The sequence below is a fragment of the Microbacterium sp. zg.B48 genome, assembly GCF_024623505.1.
Taxonomy (GTDB): domain Bacteria; phylum Actinomycetota; class Actinomycetes; order Actinomycetales; family Microbacteriaceae; genus Microbacterium.
This window is the reverse complement of record NZ_JANJFE010000010.1, coordinates 86,039-109,827: the sequence shown is the minus strand read 5'-3', so window position 1 is coordinate 109,827 and position 23,789 is coordinate 86,039. Positions and strand designations below refer to the sequence as shown.

Genomic DNA, 23,789 nt, shown 5'->3' with positions numbered 1-23,789 from the left:
CTTGTGCACGTACTCTCCGTCAGCTCGCTCAAGGGCGGGGTCGGCAAGACAACCGTGACTCTAGGACTCGCCTCCGCGGCATTTGCGCGGGGAGTTCGGACTCTCGTGGTAGATCTCGACCCGCAGTCCGACGTCTCGACCGGCATGGACATCCAAGTCGCCGGTCGACTCAACGTCGCCGATGTCCTCGCCAACCCCAAGGAGAAGGTGGTCCGCCAGGCGATCACCTCGAGCGGATGGGCGAAAGTGCACCCGGGCACCATCGATGTGATGATCGGCAGCCCATCCGCGATCAACTTCGACGGCCCGCACCCCAGCGTGCGGGACGTGTGGAAGATGGAAGAGGCGCTGGCCACCATCGAGGGTGACTACGACCTCGTCCTGATCGACTGCGCGCCGTCGCTGAATGCCCTCACCCGCACCGCCTGGGCAGCATCCGATCGCGTGATCGTCGTCACCGAACCCGGCCTGTTCTCCGTCGCGGCCGCCGACCGGGCGCTGCGCGCGATCGAAGAGATCCGCCGCGGCCTCTCCCCTCGGCTCCAGCCGCTCGGCATCGTCGTGAACCGTGTGCGTCCCCAGTCGATCGAGCACCAGTTCCGCATCAAAGAGCTGCGTGACATGTTCGGTCCGCTGGTGCTGTCTCCGCAGCTGCCCGAGCGCACCTCGCTGCAGCAGGCGCAGGGCGCGGCCAAGCCGCTGCACATCTGGCCCGGCGATTCGGCGCAGGAGCTGGCAGCCGACTTCGACGCGCTCCTGGACCGCGTCATGCGGACCGGGCGCATCCCCACGGCGAGCAACCCGGTCTAGCCGTTCGCGCGGGTCGGCGACGACCGTCGGCGCTGTACGCGGGCAGCGTGTGTCCTGGCGGCAGATCCAGGCACCCGCCCGCTGCGCGGTACGACGGGCGCTTTGCGGTGCGTGCTGCGATGCGTGCGACGCTACGCGGTGCGTGCTGCGCGGCGCGCGGACAGTTCGTCCACGACCTCGGGGGCCTGTGCGTCGAAGTCGATCAGCGTGGTCTCCACCTCGCGCAGCACCTTGCCGACCGCGATGCCGAAGACTCCTTGGCCGCGGCTGACCAGGTCGATGACCTCGTCGTTCGAGGTGCACAGGTAGACCGAGGCGCCATCGCTCATGAGGGTGGTTCCGGCCAGATCACGGATGCCGGCAGCGCGGAGCTGATCCACGGCGATGCGGATCTGCTGCAGTGAGATGCCCGTGTCCAGCAGCCGCTTGACCAGCTTCAGCACGAGGATGTCGCGGAAGCCGTACAGCCGCTGCGAACCGGAGCCGTTGGCCCCGCGAACGGTCGGCTCGACCAGTTCGGTGCGCGCCCAGTAGTCAAGCTGGCGGTAGGTGATCCCCGCCGCGCGAGCGGCGACCGCTCCGCGGTAGCCGACTTCGTCGTCCATCTCGGGGAGCCCGTCGGTGAACAGGAGGTCTGCGACGAACTTGGGTTCGTCCGCGTCGTGAGCGTTCATACGCTTCCTCCTTGATGATCGGACATGTCAACGCTAGATGAGCCCCGGCCCCCGGGCAACGACATCCGCGTTGCCGGGTGCGGCGTGTCGCGAGAGATCCGCGGATTCGCGCTGTTCAGGACAGCATGCGGTCTAGGGCCGCGCGCGCGAAGATCGCGCGCACCTCGTCGAGGCGCTTGGCGAGCTCCGGCGCGAGTTCGCTGGCGCGGGCCCGGGATGCGGCATCCGTTCGTCGCAGCAGGGGCGAAAGAGCGGACTCGATCAACGCGACATCGCGTTCGGCACTCTGTCTGAGGGTGCGCACGTGTCGGGGCTCGATCCCGTGTCGGTCCAGCGCCACCAGGGCACGCAGGATCGCCACCGCCTGATCGTTGTACCCGTCGGTTCCGGTGATCACTCCGGTGCTGATCGCGTCGTTCAGCAGCTGCGGGGCTGCGCCGGATGCGGCCAGCAGCTCCTCGCGACGATATCGACGCGGTGCGGCCACGATCGAGGGTGGCGCGGCGGTCGGCTGCGCGGGGTCGCGGCCCGCATCGATGTCGGCGAGGTACTCGCGGATGACCACCAGCGGCAGGTAGTGGTCCCGTTGCAGGGTCAGCGCGAGCCGCAGCCGTTCCAGGTCGTCCTGCGAGAACTTGCGGTAGCCGGACTCGGTGCGGGTAGGGGTGACGATCCCCTGCACTTCGAGGAATCTCAGCTTGCTCGAGGTCAGGTTGGGGAACTCGGGGCTCAGCCTCGCCAAGACCTGACCGATGCTGAGAAGCCCCGCGGACGATGAACGTTCGCGGGCTGTCTGTGCCCCCATCAGCCGTCCGTCGAGGGCGGCAGGTCAGAGGGCGAGACGAAGAAATTGAGCCGGAACTTGCCCACGCGCACCTCTGAGCCGTTCGTCAGAACGGCGCGATCGACTCGCTCTCCGTTGACGTAGGTGCCGTTGAGGGAGCGCTGATCGACCAGTTCGAAGGACGTGCCGCTCCGGGTGATCTCGGCATGCCGACGCGAGACCGTGACGTCGTCGAAGAAGATGTCGGCTTCGGGATGCCGCCCGACGGTGGTCACATCGGTGTCCAGCAGATATCGCGCACCGGCGGTGGGTCCGGACCGCACGATGAACAGGGCGGACCGCGTGGGCAGCGCCTCGATCGCGTCGAGCTCGGCGTCGCTCAGGTCGCTGCCGAACGGCACGAAGGAGAGGTCGGAGTCGTGCCCGAAGGTCTGAGTCGTATCGGCCGGGCCGTGCGAGTCACCCGCGTCGGCGCCCGCTCCTGACGCCCTCCGGATCTCGTCCGGTTCGGGTCGGCGGTTGTCCTGCACGGTGTTCCTCCTCTGAACTCCAGCGTAACGGATCGACCGCGTCCCGAAAGGTTCGGTAAGGGCCGGGTGCGGCGGTGCGCAATGTTTCGCCTTGTGTCACCTGGCGTGATCGCCGGGGGCGTGATGCCTAGCCTGGCGAGTACCGAACCTACTTCGAAGGAGACTCTCGTGTCGACCCCGCATCGCCATCTTCCGCCCGCATCGGTGCGCGAGCGTGCGGCGTGCATGTGCGTCCACGGGGACTCCTGCTCGACTTTCGCACCCGGACACGCCCTTCACCTGATCCAGGCGCGGCTCGCATCCGCGACACCGTCGGAGTGGGTCGATGCGATCGTCGATTCGACGGATGCCGCTGCCGGCGTGCTGGTGCTGCGGACCCTTGACGGGTCGGAGCGGATCGAACTGTGGAGCGGCTCCGGTGCGGCGCAGGCCGCCAGCCCGGGCACGCCCGTCGCGCTGCACGGCCGATACGACGTCCTGGCCGCCGGACCCCTGCGTTTCAATGTTGCGGTGAGTCGGATCAATGCCGCGCAGCGGCGTTGATGCGACTCACCGCAAGATCGAGTAGCGCCGCGAAGCGGCGCGTATCGAGATCACCGCACGATCGAGTAGCGACGCGAGCGGCGCGTACCGAGATCTCCCCCGTCGGCGACACCCGCGAACGGCCGTGATCGAGATCTGCCCCGGGCTCAGGCCATCTTCATCATGCTGTCCTTCAGTGCCATGCAGGCATCCACGCACGCCTTGCAGGACTGCGCGCACATTCTGCACACTTCGCTCTCGTCCGCGTGCTCCAAGCACTCGTCCATGCACAGCGAGCACATGGCGATGCACGCGTCGAGCATCGACATCAGCACGGCTGGGGTCATGCCCTGCAGGCGCAGCATGGCGCGCATCATCGTGTTGCACATGTCGGCGCAGTTCATGCACGCCGGCGCGCACGACATCATCTGGGTGGAACACACCGTGCAGGCCTGCTCGCATGCCGAGCAGGCGTCCAGACAGGCCTGCATGAGCGACATGTCCATCGTGCTCATGCCCGGCATCGACATGCCGTCCTTGGCCATCATGTCCATCATCATCGAGTCCACGAGACACTCCTTCCGATCTCTCCCGGACGGCGGCTGCCGCCCCTGCGAACGCTACTCTCCGCCCGTTCGGACGTCACGGGCATTCGCGCCGCGCACAGGAGGATTTCACCTGCCCGTCACACTCAGCACGGCGGCGTAGCCTTGACCGGATGCGCCCGACAACGACCTCCCCTCGCTCCCTCGTCCGCTCCCTCGCTGCGACGGCCACCGCACTCCTGCTCGCCACCGCGGGCGTCCTGGTCGCCTCTCCGGCCCATGCCCACGACGAGCTGATCTCGACCGATCCCCCGGCGGGCGCGGCGCTGGAGACGCTTCCCCCGCAGTTGACGCTGACCTTCAGCGGCGAGCTCGCGAGCGATCCCGGTGCCACCGAGTTGCAGGTGACGGATGCCGCGGGCACGACGCTCGCAGACGGCGACCCCGTCGTCGAGGGCACGCTCGTGACGCAGCCGCTGACGGGAACGGCATCTGGACCGGTCACCGTGCTGTGGAAGGTCGTCTCCAGCGATGGACACCCCATCTCGGGCGAGTTCGCGTTCTCGGTGACACCCGCCCCGACCCCGTCACCGACCCCGACGTCGAGTCCTTCGGCCACCGGCACGCCCAGCGAGACGCCCAGCCAAGAGGCGACGGCCACCCCGACGGCGGCGCCGGTCCCGGCGGACAGCGGCAACCCGGCGCTGCCGTGGGTCATCGGCGGCCTGCTGCTGGTCGCACTCGTGGGCGGCGCCGTGGTGTATCTCCTGGTCTCCCGAGCACGTCGGCTGCGGGACCAGGAGGCCCTCCGCGCGGGCCCTCCGGCCACGCCGGGCGACGCGCCCTCGCCCGACTCCGCGCCCCCTGCCGGACGATAGGCTTGAGCCATGCCTCACTACGACGTCGCCATCCTCGGCGCCGGCCCCGGCGGATACGTCGCGGCCGTCCGAGCGGCTCAGCTCGGTCTTTCGGTTGCGATCATCGAGGAGAAGTACTGGGGCGGTGTCTGCCTCAACGTGGGCTGCATCCCCTCCAAGGCGCTGCTGCGCAACGCCGACCTCGCGCACGTGTTCCACCACCAGGCGGAGCTGTTCGGAATCTCCGGCGACGTCTCCTTCGACTTCGGGACGGCGTGGGATCGCAGTCGCAAGGTCGCGGACACCCACGTCAAGGGCATCCACTTCCTGATGAAGAAGAACAAGGTGACCGAGTACGAGGGTCGCGGCAGCTTCGTCGACGACCACACCATCGACGTCACCAAGGCCGACGGTCAGGTGGAGCGGGTCACCTTCGACAATGCGATCATCTCGACGGGCTCGAAGGTCCGCCTGCTTCCGGGGGTCCAACTCGGCGCCAACGTCGTGACCTACGAGGAGCAGATCCTCTCGCGCGAGCTGCCCGGCTCGATCGTGATCGTCGGCGCGGGTGCGATCGGCATGGAGTTCGCCTTCGTCCTGGTCAACTACGGCGTCAAGGTCACGATCATCGAGTTCCTCGACCGGGCGCTGCCCGCCGAGGACGCCGACGTGTCGAAGGAGATCGCCCGCCAGTACAAGAAGTACGGCGTGGAGATCCTCACCTCCACGAAGGTCGAGACGGTGACCGACCACGGCGACCGTGTCACGGTCGCCTACACCGACAAGGCCGGCAACGCCGGCTCGATCGACGCCGACAAGGTGCTCATGTCGATCGGCTTCGCGCCGAACGTCGAGAACTTCGGCCTCGAGAAGACCGGGGTCACACTCACCGACCGCGGCGCCATCGACATCGATGACTACATGCACACGAGCGTCCCGCACATCTACGCGATCGGCGACGTGACCGCCAAGCTGCAGCTCGCCCACGTCGCCGAGGCACAGGGCATCGTCGCCGCCGAGACCATCGGCAAGGCGGAGACCATGGCGCTGGGCGATTACCGCATGATGCCGCGGGCGACGTTCTGCTCCCCCCAGGTGGCATCGTTCGGCCTGACCGAGCAGCAGGCGCGGGATGCCGGGTATGACGTGAAGGTCGCGAAGTTCCCCTTCTCCGCCAACGGCAAGGCCAATGGCCTCGGCGAGCCGATCGGGTTCGTCAAGCTGATCGCGGACGGCGAGCACCTCGAACTGCTCGGTGGCCACATGATCGGCCCCGACGTGTCCGAGCTGCTCCCCGAGCTGACACTCGCCCAGAAGTGGGATCTCACCGCACTCGAGGCGGCGCGCAACGTGCACACGCACCCCACGCTCTCCGAGGCGGTCCAAGAGGCGTTCCACGGCCTGACCGGCCACATGATCAATCTCTGACGCGTCCCGGCTGAGCCGGCGTCGGTCCCTCAGTAGCCCAGGGCGCGGGCGAGCTTCGAACTGGATGCCGCGGTCCGACCCCCTGCGGTGAACACCGCCGCCTCGACCGCTGCGAAGAACTCTCGGGGATCCGCGGAGGCGGCGGGGCCGAGCTCGATCTCCCACTCGCGCCACGCACGGACCGCGCCGGTGCGCACGTCGGTGGCGGTGACGCGATCGTCGACGAACTCCGCGATCACGGTGCCGTCGGCTGAGAGCACGGCGTATGCCGTGCGCGAGTTGAGGATGCGCGCGATCGGTCGAAGATCGGCATCCGTCACGTCGGCGATGCCGGCACGCACGTCGTCGGGCACCTCTTCTTCGGCTGATTCGCCGAGGGGCCAGCCGAGCTCGGTGCGGCCTGCGCCGACGCGCGGACCCTTGACATGCCAGCCCGCATCCGGGCCGCCGCTGCGCCGCCGCACCGCATAGCCCGCGGCAGCCAGCGCGTACTCTGCGGTGTCGAAGTATCGCGCATCCAGCTCGCGGCGTTCGGCGGCGCCGACTGACGCGACGCCGGGCAGCGCGGTCAGATCCGGCAGCGGCGTCTCATCGTCCGCGTCGAATTTGAGCTCGATCTCCACCGAGCGCGAGGGCTCCGGCGAATGTGGACCTGAGTCAGCGGCGGTCACGGGGCTCGTCGGCGTACGGGTCGATGTCGTCCTGCGCCTCCACGAACCAGAACACCGCCTCGGTGGGGCCGTCGCTCTCGCCGGTGCGCTCCAGATCGCCCTTGCGTACGTAGACGACCTGCGTCTCGCTGTAGGGAACGATGAGTCGGTCCAGATCCGGGTTCTCGAGCGGGAGGACCTGTCCGTCGAGGGGTCCGCCGTGCAGACGTGCGATAGCCATGCGCCGAGCCTAGTCCTGTCATCCCGGAATGGTCGGAGCAGACGCGGTTCCCGGGGAAGGTCCGTCAGCGCCGGCATCGGCCCGGGTCCGTCCTGCAGCGATGCTCCCAAGAGCTGGCTCGGCGCCCGCGATCGCGGGTGAAAGCGCTCGCGACCTGGGCAACTAGAATCTTCGCGTGAAGGCCATCCGAACGTTCACCGTCCGCCCCGTGCTGGCCGAGTCCCTCGCGCCGCTGAACCGGCTCGCGTCGAACTGGCGGTGGTCGTGGAGCCGGGCGACGCACGCGCTGTTCGCGTCGATGGATCCGGACCTGTGGGAGGGCATCGGGGGCAACCCTTCGCGCATGCTGGGTGCGCTCGGCCAGACCCGGCTGGACGAGCTCGCACACGACGAGGAGTTCGTGGCGCGCGTGGCTGCGGAGGACGAACGATTGAACGCCTACCTGGGCGGCGATCGCTGGTTCCAGGAACTGGAAGGCGCCAAGCCCAGCGGCATCGCCTACTTCTCCCCCGAGTTCGGCGTGGACGGCTCGCTGCCGCAGTATTCCGGCGGTCTGGGCATCCTCGCCGGCGATCATCTCAAGAGCGCGTCCGACCTCGGCGTTCCCCTGACCGGCGTCGGACTCTTCTACCGCGCCGGATACTTCCGCCAGTCGATCGGGGACGACGGCTGGCAGCACGAAAGCTATCCGCTGCTGGATCCGTACGGCCTCGGGCTTACCCTGCTGCGCGATCACGACGGCACGCCCGTCGAGGTCACGCTGGACCTGCCCGGTGACCGGCAGCTGCACGCTCGCGTCTGGGTCGCCGACATCGGCCGGATCCCCCTGCTTCTGCTGGATTCCGAAGTCCCCGCCAACTCCGAGGAGATGCGCCGCGTCACCGACCGCCTCTACGGCGGCGGCGGCGAACACCGCCTGCTGCAGGAGCTGCTGCTGGGCGTCGGCGGCGTACGTGCCGTGCGCGCCTTCTGCGCGGTCACGGGTCGGCCCACGCCCGAGGTCTACCACACGAACGAAGGCCACGCCGGGTTCCAGGGCCTCGAGCGGATGTCGGAGCTCATCACCCATGACCATCTGAGCTTCGACGCGGCGCTGGCCCAGGTGCGCGCCTCCACCGTGTTCACGACGCACACCCCGGTGCCGGCCGGCATCGACCGGTTTCCCCGCGGCCTGATCGCCGATTTCCTCGCCGGGCGCCTGTTCGCCGGCCTGGATCCCGAGCGGGCCCTCGCACTCGGGCTCGAGGACTACGCTGGCGGAGATTCCGGCGTGTTCAACATGGCCGTGCTCGGCCTGCATCTCGGCCAGCACGCGAACGGCGTCTCTCTGCTGCACGGGGAGGTCAGTCGCGGCATGTTCGGGGCGCTCTGGCCCGGCGTCGATACCGACGAGGTGCCGATCACGTCCATCACCAACGGCGTGCACGCCCCCACATGGGTGCACGGCGCCATCAAGGCACTGAGCGAGCGCGCCTTCGGCGACGCGCACAGCACCGCGCACGACTGGACCGACAACAACGTCGTCAGCGACGGCGAGCTGTGGGGGGTCCGCTCGCAGATGAAGAACGAGCTCGTGGCCGAGGCTCGGCGGCGGGTCGGTGCGGCTGCCCGCTCGCACGGCAGCGGCGTGGCGCCGGCATGGATAGAGGACATGCTCGATCCCGACGTCCTGACCATCGGGTTCGCCCGTCGTGTGCCGACGTACAAACGCCTGACGCTGATGCTGCGCGACCCCGAGCGTCTGACGAAGCTGCTGACCGATCCGGAGCGGCCGGTGCAGATCGTGATCGGCGGAAAGTCCCACCCCGCCGATGACTCCGGCAAGATCCTCATCCAGCAGCTGGTGCGCTTCAGCCGGGACCCGAAGGTGCGCGGACGCATCGTCTTCCTTCCCGACTACGACATCACGCTCGCCAAGAGCCTCTACCCCGGTTGCGATGTCTGGCTGAACAATCCGCTGCGTCCGCTCGAGGCGTGCGGCACGTCGGGGATGAAGGCGGCGCTCAACGGCGTGCTGAACCTCTCGATCATGGACGGCTGGTGGGATGAGTGGTTCGACGGCCAGAACGGCTGGGCGATCCCCACCGCCGACACCGCCGCCAGCGACGAGGAGCGCGACGACGCCGAGGCGACCGCCCTCTACGACCTGATCGAGCACCAGCTCGTGCCCAAGTTCTACGACCGCGAGGGCGGCATCCCGCTCGGATGGCTGCGAATGGTGCGGCACACGATGACCGGGCTGGGAAAAAAAGCCACGAGCGACCGGATGGTGCAGGAGTACGTCACCCGCCTGTACGTTCCCGCCGCCCAGCACGACGCCGCGCTGCGAGCCGACGGGTTCGCCGGGGCGAAGGAGCTGTCCGCCTTCGTGACCCGGGTGAAGGACTCGTGGCAGGACGTACGGGTCGACAGCGTCGACAGCTCGGGCATCCCCGCGCAGGCACAGGCCGGCGATGTCCTGCAAGTGAGCGCCGGGGTGCGCCTGGACGGGCTCTCGCCCGACGACGTCGCGGTGGAGCTGGTGTACGGCCGCACCGACGAGGACGACGGCCTCGCGCGCGACCACGCGGTGTACCGGCTCACCCCGGCGGGGGTCCCCGTGGACGAGGTGACCCAGTTCACCGGCATCCTTCCGCTCACCGTGACCGGAAGCTTCGGCTACACGGTCCGCGTCGTGCCGACGCACCCGCAGCTGGTGTCCCCCGTCGAACTGGGCCTGATCACCTACGCATCCTGATCCGCGCCGACCCGCACACCGACGCCGCACGAAAACCCGAGGTGACGCCATGAAGCCGTTCGTCCTGCTCGCCACGAGGGCTGAGGAGCAGCCGGCCGACGAGGAGTACGCGCTCTTCCTGCGCTACACCGGACTGTCCGCGGACCAGCTCATCCGCGTCCGCCTCGAGGCGGGGCCGATGCCCGCCCTGGACCTGGACGAGCTGTCGGGCATCTTCGTCGGCGGCGGACCGTTCAACGCGTCGGACCCGCCCGAGGACAAGTCCGCCGTGCAGCACCGCGTCGAGGCGGAGTTCGCGCGCCTGCTGAACGAGGTGGTGGCGCGGGACTTCCCCTTCCTGGGCGCCTGTTACGGGGTCGGCACGGTGGGCACGCACCTCGGCGCGACCATCGATCGTGCCCACTCCGAACCGATCAGCGTGGTCCCCGTCACGCTCACCGCTGCGGGGCGGGCCGACCCGCTCCTGGCCGCGATGCCACGGACCTTCTCGGCATTCGTCGGGCACAAGGAGGCGATTTCGGCGCTGCCGTCCCCCGCCGTGCTGCTGGCTTCCTCGCCGCTGTGCCCGGTGCAGATGTTCCGGGTCGGTGCGAACGTCTACGCGACGCAGTTCCATCCCGAACTCGACGTGGACGGCATCACGACCCGCATCCACGCGTACGCCGACCATGGGTATTTCGGGGCCGACGAGCTCGAGCTCACTCTCGCCGCGGTACGCCGCGCGGCGGTGTCGGCGCCGAGCCTCATACTCCAGGCCTTCGTCGAGCGCTACACGCGATAGCGGCTCGAGCTGGGCACGGGTCAGGGCCAACCGCCCTGCCGAGGCGCGCGCCGCTCAGCCCGGGATGACGGCGGCGACGGATGCCGAACCGGCCGGCTCCGCGTCGGACAGGGCAGGCGTGAGCCCGAGGTCGACCAAGAGGATCGCCCCCGCGCGCTCGGGACCGCTCCCGACGGTCAGCCCGGACTTGACCGCCCCGAACGTCACGGTGATCGATGCCGGCAGCACGACCCCGTCGCTGGATCCGTCGTCGGGCTGCAGTCCGCTGGGTAGGTCGACCGCGATCACCCGCGGTCCCCCCGCCCGGACGGCGGGCAGGAGCCCTTCCACGACGGTTCGCGCGGTGCCCCGCAGAGCGGGATCGGTGGACGCGCCGATCCCGAGGATCCCGTCCAGCACCACGTCATAATCGGATGCCGCGGCCAGGACTTCGGGGAGATCCACTCTTCGGGCACCGGCCGCGACAGCCGCGCCCAGAGCGGACTCGTGCACCCGGGCGGAGGTGAGGAGGACGTCGACGGCAACGCCCGGCGCATCGGCGACCTCGGCGGCCGCGAACAGCGCATCGCCGCCGTTGTCGCCGCTGCCGGCGAGCACCAGCACCCGCCCGCCCGCTCCACCCAGCTCTTCGGCGACGAGCGCGGCGAGGGCCGTCGCTGCTCGGCGCATCAGGGGTTCACCGGCCTCCAGAAGGGGCTTCTCCGCCGCCCGCACCTGCGCCGCGGTGTATGTCGGCACGCGCGACGCCGGTGCACGGTCAGCCATGGGAGCCCGCCCGCTCCTTCTCCTCTTCGGCCCGCGCCACGGATAATTCGTCCGTGGCCAGGCGGACACTCAGCTCGGCGCGCTTCACGCGACGCTGCGCGAAGGTCGACGCGCCGAATCGGGCGCTAACGCGGTCACTCTCCTCATCGACGCTGGTGATGATGTACGCACCCGCGAGCAGGATGACCTGCGCGGACAGGTTGAACCACAGCAGCAGTGCGATCAGCGATGCGAATGAGGCCAGCAGAGGGTTCGACGACGCCCCGCCGACGAACAGGCTGGACAGCTGCTGCAGCACCAGGAGTCCGATCGCGCCGTAGAACGTGCCGGGCAGCAGGGCGCGCAGTGACGGCTTCACACCGGAGAGGGTGCGGAAGAGCACTGCGATCGCGGCGGCGTCCAGGAGGAAGACGAGGATGACCGAGACGGCGCGCGTGCCGATCACCGTGACGGGGTTGCCTTCGGAAAGCCCGAGGAGATCGCTGAGTGCCCCGATGCCGGCGTTCGCGAAGAACGTGAGAAGGGCGGACGCCGCGAAGGCCGCGCCGATGCCGATGGCGATCACGAAGTTGCGCAGCAGCACCCAGATCCACAGCACGTCGTCGGTGAGCTTGTCTGCGAGAGTGCGGAACGCGGCGCGAAGCGAGCCGATGGCGCCGATCGCGGCGCCGACCAGGGCGATGATCGACAGGACCGTCGCGACCGTCAGGCCGGCGGCGATCTGGATCGATGACGGATCGATGAGGCCGTCTTCGCCGACCAGCCCGGGGATCGCGGCATCCACCGACTCGGTCAGGGCCTGCAGGAGTTCGGGGTTGCCGGCCAGGAACAGCCCGGCGATCGAGAAGCCCAGCAGCACGCCGGCGAAGACGCTGAACAGCGTGCGGTAGGTGACGCTGTCCGCCAGGATGGGCCCGCGGTGCTCGCTGTAGAGCAGGAACGCGCGGACGGGTTTGCGTTGCAGTGCCCACGCGATGATGCGCGCGATGAAAGCAGCCATGCCCTCGAGGGTATCGGCCGGCTGACGCGCACCGGCGCCCTTGACAGTCGCACCGAGCGCGCGGACTACACGCCGGACGGCCAGGACGTCACGTTCGGCAGCGCTGCCATGGCGATGGCCACCCATGCCCCCCCGAGCATGGCCGGGCCGAATGCGATGCGGGATCGGCGGTCCGCACGCCGCAGCAGGATCAACGCGATCGCCTGGGCGCCGCCGATCAGGAACGCCGCGGCGGTTCCGATCACAAGCCCACCCCACCCGATCCAGCCGAAGTACAAGCCGAGCAGACCGGCGAGCTTCACGTCGCCGCCGCCGAGGGAGGCCGGGCTGGCCAGCCGCATCGCGAAGAAGCACGCGAACAGGATCGCCATGCCGGCGACCGCTCGCAGCAGCCGTGCCGGGTGCCCGTCGAGGGTGGACGCCGCAGCGAACAGCAGCAGGGCGACCGCGTAGCCCGGCAGCACGACGCGGTTGGGCAGCCGGTGCGCGCGCAGGTCGATGATCACCAGGACGATGCTGAGGACGCCGAGATAGGCGAAGGCTGCCCCCGCCAGCACGAGGGACGCAACTGCGCCGGTCATGACGTCCGAGCGTAACGCGTCGGCGGCTCCGGCAGCCTGGGCGGAGCAGTGCTGTGGATAATCCGCGCACCCGCGACCAGCCCGTGGGTCAGCCGTCCAGGACCTCGAGCCGCGCCGTCACAGGTCCACCTTCGACGAGCGACTCGGCGTCGCGGACCGCGCGCTTCAGCGGCAGCACGTACGCGCCCCCCGCGCCCGGGAAGATCGACGTCGACCACTGCGACGTTCCCACCCGGGCGCGCACCCGGACGGATCCGAAGCCGCGATGCGGACGGGGGATCTCCCGGATCTGGGCGCTCAATTCGGGTGGGACCGCGACGAAGAACCACGCCGCGTCCTCGCGGGCATCCCAGCGGAACACGTCACCGTCGAACTCGACGATCACGCGTCCGGGCCCCGAACCTGCTCCGTCATCACGTACACGAGGGCCACCCTAGCCAGGCCTACCGACCGAAGCCCGGCGCCCAGTCCTCATCGCTGGGCGTCCAGCCATCGTCCCCGATGGCGGAACCGGGGGCGCGCCCGCCATCCAGATCGCGGCGCTTCCACGCGGCGCCCTCCGGCCAGCTCGCCGCGAACGTCGGCACCACCCGCCAGACACGGCGCCACAGACCGCGCTGCGTGACGAGCGGACGCGCCGAGACCGGCATGCGCAGCGCGGGATCGAACCGCACGCCGTCGGCGGGGCGCAGGCGGATGGTGAGGTCGAGGTCGTCGTGGATCCTTCCGTTGGTGCGGTCGACCACGTCCCGCACCCGTTCCCACACGCGGGTGCGCATCGCGAAGTTGGACCCGAAGACCAGCGGGATGCCGAGCCACTTCTTGATCCAGAAGTGACCGCCGCCGATGTACCAGTGCTCGCCGAGATAGCTGACGAGTGGGCCCGCGCCGTAGAACTCCGCTCCCCCGGTCAGCACGCCCAGGTGAGGATCAGCCACGAAGGCGCGCACGAGCCGGGCGATCCAGTCCGGGTGCGGGCGGGAATCGGCATCCAGCCGCGCGATGATGTCCGTGTCGGGCAGGGCCTCGTCATACCCGCGGGCGGCAGCCGGCCAGATCCCGATACTGGTCTCGACGAACACCTCCGCGCCGAACGACCGGGCCACCTCGGCCGTGGCATCGGTGCTGGCGTTGTCCACCACGATCACACGATCGGCGGGGTGCGTCTGGGCAGCCAGCGCCTCGAGGCACGAACGCAGATACTCCGCATCATTGCGGCAGGGCACGACCACCGTGACGCGGGGCGAGAGGGACACGGCACTCACCATACTCCCGGGACGGGGTCGCCTGCCGAGGACGCAGCCGGGTCGGTCCGCGCCGCCCCGCGCACGAGGAGGCGCAGGAGCCGCCGACCGCCATCGCGCCGAGGGGATCGCCGCGGTGTACCCGGCCGGGTCTACTCTCAGTGCATGGACCCGGGAGCGGAACGGGCGGACGGGCTGCGGATCGTGCCCGCCAACGAGGCGTCGTGGGAAGACCTCCAGGCGATCCTGACCGGGCCGGCCCGCCGATGCCAGTGCCAGCGCCAGCGCCTCGGCGATCACGACTGGTGGCATCTGCCGGAGTCCGAACGCGGCGCCATCCTCCGTGCCGAGACCCACTGCGACGACCCGCGAGCGACCGAGACGATCGGCATCGTGGCGTACGTCGACGGCGATCCGGCGGGCTGGTGCGCGGTCGACGCCCGAGGCGTCTTCGGGCGCCTGCGCGGTTCGCCCGTGCCGTGGAAGGACCGCGATGAAGACAAGGAGGACGAGTCAGTCTGGGCGATCGCGTGCCTGATCGTGGCCAAGGAACACCGCCATCAGGGTCTGACGTACCCGCTCGTCGCGGCAGCGGTCGAGTATGCCCGCGCGCGCGGAGCCAAGGCGGTCGAAGGCTATCCGCTGCTCACCGGCGGCAAGCAGGTCATCTGGGACGAGATGAGCGTGGGTGCCGTCGGTCCGTTCCTCGCGGCAGGGCTCGCGGAGATCTCGCACCCGACGAAGCGACGGCTGGTGATGAGAGTCGATCTGTGACCGCACGCGCGGCGCGTCACCAGAGCGGGTGGGTGGCCTCGCGCAGGCGACGGTCGTAGACCTCGTGGACGAGTGCGTCGAACGCCGCGACGTCGAAGTCCGCGTCCAGCAGAGCCGCAGCATCCGCATTCGACACCGCTTGCTGGACGTTGCGCGCCCCCGGGATGACGGTGGTCACCCCGGACTGCGAGGAGATCCAGGCAAGTGTCGCGGCCGGGAGCGAGACACCCTCCGGCAACGCCGCGGTTAGCTCCGCTGCCGCGGCGAGCCCGATCCCGTAGTCCACACCTGAGAACGTCTCACCGCGATCGAACGCCTCACCGTGACGGTTGAAGCTGCGGTGGTCGTTCTCGGCGAACGTCGTCGCGGCGGTGTACCTGCCCGAAAGCAGACCGGACGCCAGCGGAACACGCGCGAAGATCGAGACGCCGGCGGCCGCCGCCGCGGGCAGCACCTCATCGAGCGGCTTGAGCCGGAACGGGTTGAAGATGATCTGCACGTTCGTCACGTTCGGCCACGCGATCGCCGCGAGCGCCTGCGCGCATGTCTCCACCGAGACCCCATACGCGCGGATCGCGCCCTCGGCGACGAGCGCATCGAGCGCGTCGTAGGTCGCAGCATCCTCGATCACCGTGGACGGCGGGCAGTGCAGCTGGACCAGGTCCAAGGTCTCGACGCCCAGATTGGCGCGCGAGCGGGCAGTCCAGGTACGGAAGTTCTCGAGGGAGTAGTTCTCCGGCTCCTGAGCGGCGCGCCTGCCCATCTTCGTGGCGACCGTAATCTCGGGGGTCGGGCGGTCGGCAAGGAACCGGCCGATCAGGGACTCGCTGCGTCCATCGCCGTAGACGTCGGCGGTGTCGAACAGGGTGACGCCCCGATCGGCGGATACTGCCAAGACGGCGAGCGCGTCATCCTCGCTGACCGATCCCCAGTCCGAGCCCAGCTGCCATGTCCCCAACCCGATGGCTGAGACGTCGTGGCCGGTGCGGCCGAGCGGTCGCTTCTGCATGAGGATCCCCCTTCGCCCGCGCCGGTGCGCAGCCTCTCCAGCATGCCATGGCCGAGGTCGGGGACCCTGGTGCTTGTGTGGCGCTCAGCTCTCGCAGTTGGCGAGTTCGGTCTCGGCGAGGGGCTTTCCGTCCTGGATGACGTAGGTGACCCAGAGGATCACATCGGTGTCGCCCTCGTTGCGCCCCTCGTGCGGATAACCCGCACCCTCGATGATCGACTCCCCCGTCTTGTAGACGCGCACGCCGCCGGGGTGCGTCTCCGAATAGTGGGTGAGCGCACCCGCCTGCACGACCGCGATCAGCTGCCCGTAGTGGCAGTGTTCGCCGGTTCCGGCTCCCGGTTCGATGGTGATCTCGCGGAAGGTGACCCCCACTCCCGCCGCGCCCCCGTCGACGGCGACCTCCACCGCCTCGGCTTGGTCCCCCGTGGCGACATCGACGGCGCTGACCTTCGGTGCCACGGTTTCGGATGCGCCCGGCGCCGCGCTTCCACAGGCAGCGATGGCCAGTGCCATCGCCGCGCCGACGGCGATCGCCGCCGCCCGTCTGAAATGCCTCGTTGCCCGCTTCACGGTTACCCCCACGTCGTACCTCTGCGAACGCACGACCCCGCATGTGCGTCCTTGGACCCTAGCGGGAAACGACGCCCACCCGAGCGCACGGCCGCCAGGAACACGGCGGTGAGCATAACGCTTGGGTATCGAAGAGCTACCGGGGTGACTGGTGAGCAGAATGCCGATATCGCATCGATAGCATCAGCAACATGACACGAACTTCCTGGAAAGCACGAGCAGTCGGGATCGGCATCATCGGAGCGCTCACCGCAGCTCTTGCAGCATGCGGTGGACCCGGCGGAGTTGCGGCCCCGAGCGCACCCGTCCCGGCGAACACGATGTGGTCCGGCACGACGATGCCCGACCCGGTGCCGGAGGAGAACGTCGTCCTGAGCGTGCCCAAGGACATGTACCGTCATGACGGTGCCCCCACGGAGTGGTGGTGGCACACCGGCACGCTTCGCGCCGGCGACCGGGTGTTCGGATTCGAAATCAACGCCGCCTCGTTCGTGGGCCAGGACTTCGCGATGACGCAGGTCTCGCTGGCCGACGTCGAGAACGAGCGCCACTACCAGCGCACCCAGGTGTACGGGCCGTCCCCGATCGGCGTCTTCGATGTCGCGAACTGGGCAGAGGGCGATCCCAAGAAGGACTGGTACGCCAAGCTCGGCGATCCCAGCTGGGCGGTCGGTGGTTTCAGCGTGACCGACCCGGGTTCCGGATACACCAAGGCCCCCGACGTCAAGATCGAGGGCGACGGGTCGGATGCCTCGGGCGTCGCGATCCTGGATGACGACGGCGGCGTGGCCCAGATCGTCCTGCTTCAGCCGGGTACCGGCTACACCACGACACCGACCGTGACCCTCAGCGGAGGCGACGGGACGGGCGCGACCGCAGTCGCCGTCCGCAGCTACGTGTCGATGACGGCACCGCAGGCCGACCCGACCCAGAACATCGCCGTGCAGTCGCTGCTGGTCGACAACGAGACGCTCGAAGAGGTCGAGTTCGATCTCACCTTCTCGCAGCAGGGGCGGCCCCTCTACGTCTGGGGCACGGGCATCGACCCCACTTCCACGACACAGGACCTGACCAAGGACAACTACTACTTCTCGTACACCCGCCTCGCGGCATCCGGAACGATCACTGTCAACGGCGAGCAGTTCGCCGTCGAGGGCACCACCTGGATGGATCACGAGTACGGCTACTTCGGCGGCAAGACATCCGACGCGCGGGTGCGCTGGCTCCTGCAGGACATGCAGCTGGACAACGGGTACACGATCTCCAACGCCGGCATCATCGGCGAAGGCTTCAAGCCCCAGATCGGAGTCTCGGTGGACGCCTACGCGACTCTGCAGGATGCCGACGGCAACCTCTACTACGTCGCCAGCACGGTCACCCCGGTCGGCGAGCTGTGGACCAGCCCGGAGACCGGAAACGGCTACGCCCAGCAGTTCCGCGTACAGATCCCCTCCTTCGATGCGGACATCACCGTGACGACACGACTGCAGGACCAGGAGTTCTCGGTGAGCGGGTCCCCGCTCTACGAGGGAATCGCAGATCCCGAGGGGATGATGCTCGGAAAGCCCGTCTCCGGCGACGCCTGGATCGAGCAGGCGTTCTGACGATCGATGCGCGGAAAGGGTCGGCCTTCGGGTCGGCCCTTTCCTCGTTCTGCGGCTCGGGTCCCTGCGGGAGACGGCCGTCGTGACGGTCAGCCGATGATGCCGGCGGCCCGGGCCGGTGCAGCGTACGCCGCCGCGAGGGTCCGGACCGTCTCGTGCGCGTTCAGGCCGCTCGGGTTGGGCAGCACCCACAGCTCCGCCTCCGCGATCCGCTCCGGCTGGCGACCCTGACGCGCCTCAGGATGGTCGAAACCCTGCCGGTACGCGGTCAGGCCGACGACGGCGACGACGCCGGGACGCCATCGCGCGATGTCTTGGACGAGCCGCGCTGCCCCGTCACGAAGTTCCTGTCGCGTGAGTTCGTCGGCCCGCGCGGTGGCGCGGGGAACGATGCTCGCAATGCCGATGCCCGAGTCGAAGAACATGGCGCGGTCCTCGGCCGGCATGCCGGCATCCGGAATACGCGGCATCCGGGGGATGATCCCGGCGGCCACGAGCGCGGGGTAGAACCGATTGCCCGGGCGCGCGAAGGGCGTGCCCGTGGCCGCCGTCCACAGGCCGGGATTGATCCCGACGAAAAGCAGGCGCGGGTGCGGTGGAACGAACTCCGGGATGCTGCGGTCGCGGAACGACTCCAGCTCGGCGCGTGTGAATCCCATCAGCGGTGCTGCTCGTCGTTGCTCATGTCATCCGTCCCGCCTGCCCGCCCGGCGTCTGCGCTGAACCCCGCGGATCGCCCGCCGGGCACGCCCGATCGTGCCACGAGCCAGGCGCGCGCGCGAGCCGGCGCGCGAGCGGCCGGCATCCGAAGGTCGAATCCGCGCAGCCACTCGACTGACGTGCGGTCCCTGGCAAGACTGGGCCCGCACGCGCGTCAGCTGGAGATGCTCGTGGACGGCTTCCCCGACTTCGGCGTGGATGTACCCGGCGCGGACTACGGCGCGATCGCACGCGCGGTGGGGTTCCACAGCGCGCGCATCCAGGACCCGACACAGCTGCGCGACGCCGTATCGGCGGCGCTCGCGGACCCCGGCCCTGCGCTGGTCGACATCGTCACGGACCACGCGCGCTGTCGCTGCCGCCCGCGATCACGGGAGAGCAGGTCCGCGGATTCGCGCTGGCGATGTCCAAGATCGTGCTGCGCGGCGGCGCGGCTGAGGCGGTCGCCATGGCCCGGTCCAACATCCGCCACCTGCGCGGGCTCTGAACCGGGCGGGCGCGCCGGCGGGGCGCGTCAGCGGGGTCGACACGTCGTCCGGCGATCACCCTTCAGGATGACGGGACGTTCGAGGAGGTCATCCGCGCGGACGACGACACCGACGTGCGCGGCGGCGAGGCTGGAATCATGAACCCCTCAGTGCTGCACGCCAGCGGACTCACGAAGACCTACGGATCCACCACCGCGCTCGCGGGCGTTGATCTGACCATCCTGCGTGGGGAGTCGGTGGCGGTCATGGGGGCGTCCGGCTCCGGCAAGACGACCCTTCTGCACGTGCTCGCCGGCATAACCGCACCCGATGCGGGTCGGGTGTCGTTCTCCCCCGCGGCCGGTGGCGCCATGGATGTCACCGCGCTGGGCGAGGGGGGACGATCGAAGCTGCGGAGGGAGAACTTCGGCTTCGTCTTCCAGCAGGGTCTGCTCATCCCTGAGCTGACCGCGGTGGAGAACGTCGCGATCGCCCTCATGATCACCGGGCGCGGCCGCGCCGAGTCTGTGGAGCGCGCCATGTCGTGGCTCACCGCCCTCGGCCTGGCGGGGATGGAGACCCGCCGTATCGGCGAGCTGTCCGGCGGGCAGGCGCAGCGCGTCGCCACCGCACGCGCGCAGGTCACCGGCGCCGAAGTCGTCTTCGCCGACGAGCCCACCGGCGCGCTGGACTCCCGCACGTCCGGGGAGGTCATGGATGCGCTCCTGTGGGCGACCACCGAACAAGGACGCACGCTCGTGGTCGTGACGCATGACGCCGACGTGGCCGCCCGCTGCTCACGCACCCTCTCGGTGCACGACGGCCGACTGGTCGGCGCCGGGGTGTCGGCATGAACCCCCGTGTCCTGATGATGCTGCTGCGGCCGACCGCGGGGCAGCACGACGTGCTCGTGCTGCCCGTGGTGGCGTTCGCGACGGTCAGCGCCATGGTGCTGACCGTCGTCGGCGGCGCGCAGTCGTTCTGGAGGTGGACGGACGCCGAAGCGCCGATCTATCACGTCCTGGCCGCGATGGCGATCGTCCTGCTCGTCGTGCCCCTGGTGGCATTGGGCGGAGCCGCCGCGAGGCTGTCCGCCCGGCGACGCGACGAGCGGCTCTCCACCCTCCGTCTGCTGGGAGTCTCGCCGGCGGGCGTCGTGGTCGCCACCGTCGCGGAGTCCACCATCGTCGCCGCGGTCGGCGTGGTGGCCGGACTCCTCGTCCACCTGCTGCTGGTGCCGCTGGTGGGTCTGGTGTGGTTCCGGGGCGCGGCGCTCGGCGCGGGGTCCGTGCTGCTGCCGGCATCGTCCGTCCTCGGGATCGCGACCGCGATCGTGCTGCTGGCCGCGGCCAGCGCCGCCGTCGGCCTGCGCACAGTCGTCATCTCGCCGCTCGGTGTCCGCACCCGAGCGGTGACCGAGAAGCCGCACTGGATCCGCGTGGTCATCACTGTCGGCGCGCTCGCCGGGGCTTTCATCCTGATCTCCATCGTCCCCGGCGCTGCGAGCATGCTGCCGACGATCGTCGTGCTGTCCATCGTGTTCGGGATCGCTTTCGCGGTGCTCAACGTGATCGGGCCGTGGGCGATCGGCGTGCAGGCACGCAGACGGCTGAGCCGCGCCGACCGGCCGGACCGCCTGCTCGCCGCCCGCACCGTCATGGAGTCGCCGAAAGCGGCCTGGCGTCAGGTCAGCGGGATCGCGATGGCCAGCTTCATGGCGGTGTTCGCCGGTGCCGCGGTCTCAGCCCTGGATGTCATGGGCAGCGGATCAGCGGAGGATCTCGTGCTCGCCGCCGACATCCGCACCGGCGTGGTGATCGTCCTGGTCGCATCGTTCCTCATGGTGGCGGCATCCGTCGGTGTCAATCAGGCTGCCGAGATCCTCGACCGTCAGGATTTGCACCGCAGCCTGCACCGCCTGGGCATGCCGATCGCGACCGTCGAGCGAGCCCGACGCAGCGCCATCATGAGCCCGCTGCTGTTCACCGCGATCGGATCCGCGCTGTGTGCCGGTGTTCTGATCTTCCCCCTGCTCGGGGTCGCCCTGATCACCGCTCCGGTCTCGCTCATCACGATCGCCACAGTCGTGGGCGCGGGCATCGGAACCGTCTGGCTGAGCACCCGGGCCACCCGGCCGATCCTTCGGCGGGCGTTCATCGAGGTGTGAGCGTCGGTTCCCGGAGCCCGCGGCGGACGGCGACCCTCCGACCGTGTTCTGGATCCGAAGGTCTAAATCCCGTGATCGGTCCAGGTGGACGGCGACGGCTCGGAATCGGTCTGGGCGACCAGTTGCAGGGCAGCCGTCAAACGGCGGATCCGGCTGAGGGCGTCCGGATCGCGCAGTTCGTCAGAATCCGTGTCGACGTCCTGGGCCACGATCTGGCTGGCCGGCCCCAGCAGGAAGGTCGCGGCCCCCAGTGAGCCGTCCGCGTTGAGGATCGGAATCTCGACCGTCCCGGCAGTGTCTTCCTCTGCCAGACGCCTGCTGTACTCCATCAACGCGAGCGCGATGTCATCGCCCGTGACGTATTCGCCGCCCGCATAGAGGATCGCCTTCATGAATCCTTTATATAGGGCGAAAGAATCTCCCCTCTCACCCCTTGCCACAGCGCCCGAACCAAGCTAGTCGTCCGAGTCACGACCATCGCGTTGAAAAGCTGACGGGTGCACCGGCGACGGCGGTGCGGACTACCTGATCGGGCGCTGTCAAGCCCCTCAACCTGCACCCCGGCGGCGACTTACCGTGACCGGACCAGGAGAGGAGACCGAAATGACCAAAGCACGCGACATCATGACCCCGGACCCCCGCTGCATCGGCGAGAACGAGACGCTGGTCGACGCGGCCCGGCTGATGGCGGAGCTCGACGTGGGCGCGCTTCCCATCTGCGGTGAAGACCAGCGTCTGAAAGGGATGCTCACAGACCGGGACATCGTGGTGAAGTGCCTGGCCCAGGGAGGCGACCCGGCGCAGACGCGCGCAGGTTCGCTCGGGGAGGGCAAGCCGGTGACGATCGGCGCCGATGACGACGTACGCGAGGCGCTGACGACGATGGAGAACCATCAGGTGCGTCGCCTGCCGGTGATCGACGGACATGATCTGGTGGGCATGATCAGCCAGGCGGACATCGCGCTGTCGCTCTCGGCCACGGAAACGGGCGAAACCGTCGAAGCGATCTCGGAGTGAGGGGCGAGAGACCATGAGCAGCCCAGCATCGGATCCACGGAGCCCCGGCGCTTCCCGCTACGACGCCGGCACCGGCGGCGCGGCTCCTGCGGGCCAGGACGACGCTGTTCACCGCGATGTCCTCGCCCGCGAGCAGGAGCGCTTCGGCGGCTTCAAGTTCGGTTCGGCATTCTTCGGATGGCTGACCGCGACCGGCACCGCCGTGCTCCTGAGTGCGCTCGTGGGCGCCGTCGGCACTGCCGTCGGATTCAGCACCGGATCCACCGTTGAGGAGGCAGCCGACGTCGCGGCCGAGAACACCGGGGTCGTGGCGGTCGTCAGTGCGGTGGTCCTGGGCATCGTGCTGCTCATCGCCTATTTCGCCGGCGGATATGTCGCGGGTCGGATGGCCCGTTTCAGCGGTGTGAAGCAGGGACTCGCAGTATGGATCTGGTCCGTGGTGATCGCGCTCGTCGTGGCGCTGGTGACGGCCGTGGTCGGCAGCCAGTGGGACATCCTCGCTGCGCTGGACACGTTCCCGCGGATCCCGTTGACCGCGGAGACCGCGACGCTCACCGGCATCCTCACCGCCGTGGGTGCGGCGATCGTGGCACTGGTCGGCGCGGTCCTCGGCGGGATGGCCGGCATGCGTTACCACCGACGGGTGGACCGCGTGGGTCTCGGCGAGGCCTGACCGATCGATTCGGTCGGTCCGACGCCCTGCGGCGAGAGGCGAGGCTCAGACCAGACCGTCGGTCACGAGGCGATAGACGTCGGCGGCGACCGCGCCCGGATCCATACCGTGGGTGACGAGCTGGATGCCGGCGCCGAGCACGCCCTGGACCAGCATCGTGGTCGATTCGCTGCGGGGTACGCCGAGGTCCCGCAGTACCCTGACGACGGGCCGCAGCAGTGCTGCGTGCAGCACCATGAGGTCTTCTCGGCTGCTCGGGCTGAGGTCGGCTTCGCGCAGGGCTCCCGCGATCGCGTGCCTTCCGTCAGCGGTCATCGCCATGGTGGCGTCGATGAACCGCCGCAGCTCGGGCAGACCTGGCTCGACCCCGGCCAGTTGCTGTTCGATCTCGGCATCCCACCGCTCGATCGCGTCGATCGCGATCGACACGACGAGGTCGTCCTTCGTCGCGAAGTAGTCGTAGAAGCTCGATCGGGCAAGCCCCGCGCGCTCGCACACGCTGCGCGGCGTGACCCCGGAGAGGCCGGACTCGACAAGCACAGCCTCGCCCGCTCGCAGAAGCGCTGCGCGTTGCGCGGCGCGATGCTCGGCCACGGTCCGCGCAGAGATCTTGGGCATCCCGCCATTATGGGCCCG

Annotated in this window: 28 protein-coding genes and 1 pseudogene; 13 read left to right on the top strand and 16 right to left on the bottom strand. The window is 69.3% G+C overall.

Annotation, left to right across the window (positions count from 1 at the left end; all coding sequences use genetic code 11):
• The first annotated feature begins 3 nt into the window (after window positions 1–3).
• Window positions 4–810: a ParA family protein gene (locus NQ152_RS07800; RefSeq protein WP_257501784.1), complete on the top strand. Its 807-nt coding sequence runs from the start codon at window positions 4–6 to the stop codon at window positions 808–810.
• A 131-nt stretch (window positions 811–941) separates the two neighbouring features.
• Here the strand turns inward: NQ152_RS07800 and NQ152_RS07795 are convergent, their stop codons facing one another.
• The 3 genes from NQ152_RS07795 to NQ152_RS07785 all read right to left on the bottom strand — a co-directional run bounded on the left by NQ152_RS07795 (window position 942) and on the right by NQ152_RS07785 (window position 2,798).
• Window positions 942–1,484, bottom strand: a complete 543-nt coding sequence (locus NQ152_RS07795) for a MerR family transcriptional regulator (protein WP_257501783.1) — start codon at window positions 1,482–1,484, stop codon at window positions 942–944.
• A gap of 115 nt (window positions 1,485–1,599) precedes the next feature.
• The gene (locus NQ152_RS07790) at window positions 1,600–2,289 is read right to left on the bottom strand and encodes a MerR family transcriptional regulator (protein ID WP_257501782.1); all 690 of its coding nucleotides are present in this window, start codon (window positions 2,287–2,289) and stop codon (window positions 1,600–1,602) included.
• Window positions 2,289–2,798: an FHA domain-containing protein gene (locus NQ152_RS07785; RefSeq protein WP_257501781.1), complete on the bottom strand. Its 510-nt coding sequence runs from the start codon at window positions 2,796–2,798 to the stop codon at window positions 2,289–2,291. Before NQ152_RS07785 ends, NQ152_RS07790 begins: the two co-directional genes overlap by 1 nt.
• A gap of 168 nt (window positions 2,799–2,966) precedes the next feature.
• Between NQ152_RS07785 and NQ152_RS07780 the strand changes: the two genes are divergently transcribed.
• On the top strand, window positions 2,967–3,341 hold the full coding sequence (locus tag NQ152_RS07780) for a hypothetical protein (protein WP_257523583.1): 375 nt from the start codon (window positions 2,967–2,969) through the stop codon (window positions 3,339–3,341).
• A 146-nt stretch (window positions 3,342–3,487) separates the two neighbouring features.
• On the opposite strand, the gene NQ152_RS07775 is transcribed toward NQ152_RS07780, so the two are convergent.
• Window positions 3,488–3,880, bottom strand: a complete 393-nt coding sequence (locus tag NQ152_RS07775) for a hypothetical protein (RefSeq protein WP_257501933.1) — start codon at window positions 3,878–3,880, stop codon at window positions 3,488–3,490.
• 158 nt (window positions 3,881–4,038) lie between these two features.
• On the opposite strand from NQ152_RS07775, the gene NQ152_RS07770 reads away from it, so the two are divergent.
• Window positions 4,039–4,743 (top strand): copper resistance CopC family protein, encoded by a 705-nt coding sequence (locus NQ152_RS07770; RefSeq protein ID WP_257523582.1) that lies wholly within the window; start codon window positions 4,039–4,041, stop codon window positions 4,741–4,743.
• Window positions 4,744–4,752: 9 nt separating this feature from the next.
• Window positions 4,753–6,150 (top strand): dihydrolipoyl dehydrogenase, encoded by a 1,398-nt coding sequence (gene lpdA / locus NQ152_RS07765; RefSeq protein ID WP_257501778.1) that lies wholly within the window; start codon window positions 4,753–4,755, stop codon window positions 6,148–6,150.
• 29 nt (window positions 6,151–6,179) lie between these two features.
• Here lpdA and NQ152_RS07760 read toward each other — a convergent pair whose 3' ends face one another.
• The gene (locus NQ152_RS07760) at window positions 6,180–6,821 is read right to left on the bottom strand and encodes a CYTH domain-containing protein (protein ID WP_257501777.1); all 642 of its coding nucleotides are present in this window, start codon (window positions 6,819–6,821) and stop codon (window positions 6,180–6,182) included.
• The gene (locus NQ152_RS07755; protein ID WP_257501776.1) at window positions 6,808–7,041 is read right to left on the bottom strand and encodes a response regulator; all 234 of its coding nucleotides are present in this window, start codon (window positions 7,039–7,041) and stop codon (window positions 6,808–6,810) included. Before NQ152_RS07755 ends, NQ152_RS07760 begins: the two co-directional genes overlap by 14 nt.
• Window positions 7,042–7,216: 175 nt before the next feature.
• Between NQ152_RS07755 and glgP the strand changes: the two genes are divergently transcribed.
• Both glgP and NQ152_RS07745 read left to right on the top strand, forming a co-directional pair.
• A complete protein-coding gene (glgP, locus tag NQ152_RS07750; RefSeq protein ID WP_257523581.1) occupies window positions 7,217–9,778 on the top strand; it encodes an alpha-glucan family phosphorylase in 2,562 nt (853 codons plus the stop codon).
• A 49-nt stretch (window positions 9,779–9,827) separates the two neighbouring features.
• Entirely contained in the window at window positions 9,828–10,559 is a 732-nt protein-coding gene (locus tag NQ152_RS07745) for a glutamine amidotransferase (protein ID WP_257523580.1), read from the top strand.
• Window positions 10,560–10,613: 54 nt separating this feature from the next.
• Here NQ152_RS07745 and NQ152_RS07740 read toward each other — a convergent pair whose 3' ends face one another.
• The 5 genes from NQ152_RS07740 to NQ152_RS07720 form a co-directional block, all read right to left on the bottom strand.
• Complete coding sequence (locus tag NQ152_RS07740) at window positions 10,614–11,324, bottom strand: NAD(P)H-hydrate epimerase (protein ID WP_257501773.1); 711 nt, start codon at window positions 11,322–11,324, stop codon at window positions 10,614–10,616.
• Window positions 11,317–12,324 carry a YihY/virulence factor BrkB family protein gene (locus NQ152_RS07735; protein WP_257501772.1) on the bottom strand — a complete coding sequence of 336 codons (1,008 nt, stop codon included), beginning with the start codon at window positions 12,322–12,324 and terminating at the stop codon, window positions 11,317–11,319. Before NQ152_RS07735 ends, NQ152_RS07740 begins: the two co-directional genes overlap by 8 nt.
• A gap of 65 nt (window positions 12,325–12,389) precedes the next feature.
• Window positions 12,390–12,905, bottom strand: coding sequence for an A24 family peptidase (locus tag NQ152_RS07730; protein ID WP_257523579.1), 516 nt, complete (start codon window positions 12,903–12,905; stop codon window positions 12,390–12,392).
• Window positions 12,906–12,993: 88 nt separating this feature from the next.
• Window positions 12,994–13,290 carry a DUF1905 domain-containing protein gene (locus NQ152_RS07725; protein WP_257501770.1) on the bottom strand — a complete coding sequence of 99 codons (297 nt, stop codon included), beginning with the start codon at window positions 13,288–13,290 and terminating at the stop codon, window positions 12,994–12,996.
• 58 nt (window positions 13,291–13,348) lie between these two features.
• Window positions 13,349–14,161 carry a glycosyltransferase family 2 protein gene (locus tag NQ152_RS07720; protein ID WP_257523578.1) on the bottom strand — a complete coding sequence of 271 codons (813 nt, stop codon included), beginning with the start codon at window positions 14,159–14,161 and terminating at the stop codon, window positions 13,349–13,351.
• Window positions 14,162–14,314: 153 nt separating this feature from the next.
• On the opposite strand from NQ152_RS07720, the gene NQ152_RS07715 reads away from it, so the two are divergent.
• Complete coding sequence (locus tag NQ152_RS07715; protein ID WP_257523577.1) at window positions 14,315–14,923, top strand: GNAT family N-acetyltransferase; 609 nt, start codon at window positions 14,315–14,317, stop codon at window positions 14,921–14,923.
• A 16-nt stretch (window positions 14,924–14,939) separates the two neighbouring features.
• Here NQ152_RS07715 and NQ152_RS07710 read toward each other — a convergent pair whose 3' ends face one another.
• Together NQ152_RS07710 and NQ152_RS07705 are read right to left on the bottom strand one after the other, a co-directional pair.
• The gene (locus NQ152_RS07710; protein ID WP_257523576.1) at window positions 14,940–15,932 is read right to left on the bottom strand and encodes an aldo/keto reductase; all 993 of its coding nucleotides are present in this window, start codon (window positions 15,930–15,932) and stop codon (window positions 14,940–14,942) included.
• Between the two features lie 84 nt (window positions 15,933–16,016).
• Complete coding sequence (locus tag NQ152_RS07705; RefSeq protein WP_257523575.1) at window positions 16,017–16,505, bottom strand: cupin domain-containing protein; 489 nt, start codon at window positions 16,503–16,505, stop codon at window positions 16,017–16,019.
• 191 nt (window positions 16,506–16,696) lie between these two features.
• Here NQ152_RS07705 and NQ152_RS07700 point away from each other — a divergent pair, with 191 nt between their 5' ends.
• Window positions 16,697–18,109 (top strand): carotenoid 1,2-hydratase, encoded by a 1,413-nt coding sequence (locus NQ152_RS07700; RefSeq protein WP_257523574.1) that lies wholly within the window; start codon window positions 16,697–16,699, stop codon window positions 18,107–18,109.
• Window positions 18,110–18,198: 89 nt separating this feature from the next.
• Here NQ152_RS07700 and NQ152_RS07695 read toward each other — a convergent pair whose 3' ends face one another.
• Window positions 18,199–18,768 (bottom strand): mismatch-specific DNA-glycosylase, encoded by a 570-nt coding sequence (locus tag NQ152_RS07695; protein ID WP_257501764.1) that lies wholly within the window; start codon window positions 18,766–18,768, stop codon window positions 18,199–18,201.
• 216 nt (window positions 18,769–18,984) lie between these two features.
• On the opposite strand from NQ152_RS07695, the pseudogene NQ152_RS07690 reads away from it, so the two are divergent.
• The 3 genes and pseudogenes from NQ152_RS07690 to NQ152_RS07680 form a co-directional block, all read left to right on the top strand.
• A pseudogene (locus tag NQ152_RS07690) lies at window positions 18,985–19,316 on the top strand (thiamine pyrophosphate-dependent enzyme); the annotation flags it as partial.
• Between the two features lie 138 nt (window positions 19,317–19,454).
• Complete coding sequence (locus tag NQ152_RS07685; RefSeq protein ID WP_257523573.1) at window positions 19,455–20,150, top strand: ABC transporter ATP-binding protein; 696 nt, start codon at window positions 19,455–19,457, stop codon at window positions 20,148–20,150.
• Entirely contained in the window at window positions 20,147–21,463 is a 1,317-nt protein-coding gene (locus NQ152_RS07680; protein WP_257523572.1) for a permease, read from the top strand. Before NQ152_RS07685 ends, NQ152_RS07680 begins: the two co-directional genes overlap by 4 nt.
• Window positions 21,464–21,525: 62 nt before the next feature.
• On the opposite strand, the gene NQ152_RS07675 is transcribed toward NQ152_RS07680, so the two are convergent.
• Complete coding sequence (locus NQ152_RS07675) at window positions 21,526–21,855, bottom strand: hypothetical protein (RefSeq protein ID WP_257501760.1); 330 nt, start codon at window positions 21,853–21,855, stop codon at window positions 21,526–21,528.
• A 211-nt stretch (window positions 21,856–22,066) separates the two neighbouring features.
• Here NQ152_RS07675 and NQ152_RS07670 point away from each other — a divergent pair, with 211 nt between their 5' ends.
• Complete coding sequence (locus NQ152_RS07670) at window positions 22,067–22,480, top strand: CBS domain-containing protein (protein WP_257501759.1); 414 nt, start codon at window positions 22,067–22,069, stop codon at window positions 22,478–22,480.
• 13 nt (window positions 22,481–22,493) lie between these two features.
• On the top strand, window positions 22,494–23,153 hold the full coding sequence (locus tag NQ152_RS07665) for a hypothetical protein (RefSeq protein ID WP_257523571.1): 660 nt from the start codon (window positions 22,494–22,496) through the stop codon (window positions 23,151–23,153).
• A gap of 45 nt (window positions 23,154–23,198) precedes the next feature.
• Here NQ152_RS07665 and NQ152_RS07660 read toward each other — a convergent pair whose 3' ends face one another.
• Window positions 23,199–23,771 carry a TetR/AcrR family transcriptional regulator gene (locus NQ152_RS07660; protein ID WP_257501757.1) on the bottom strand — a complete coding sequence of 191 codons (573 nt, stop codon included), beginning with the start codon at window positions 23,769–23,771 and terminating at the stop codon, window positions 23,199–23,201.
• Window positions 23,772–23,789: the final 18 nt, after the last annotated feature.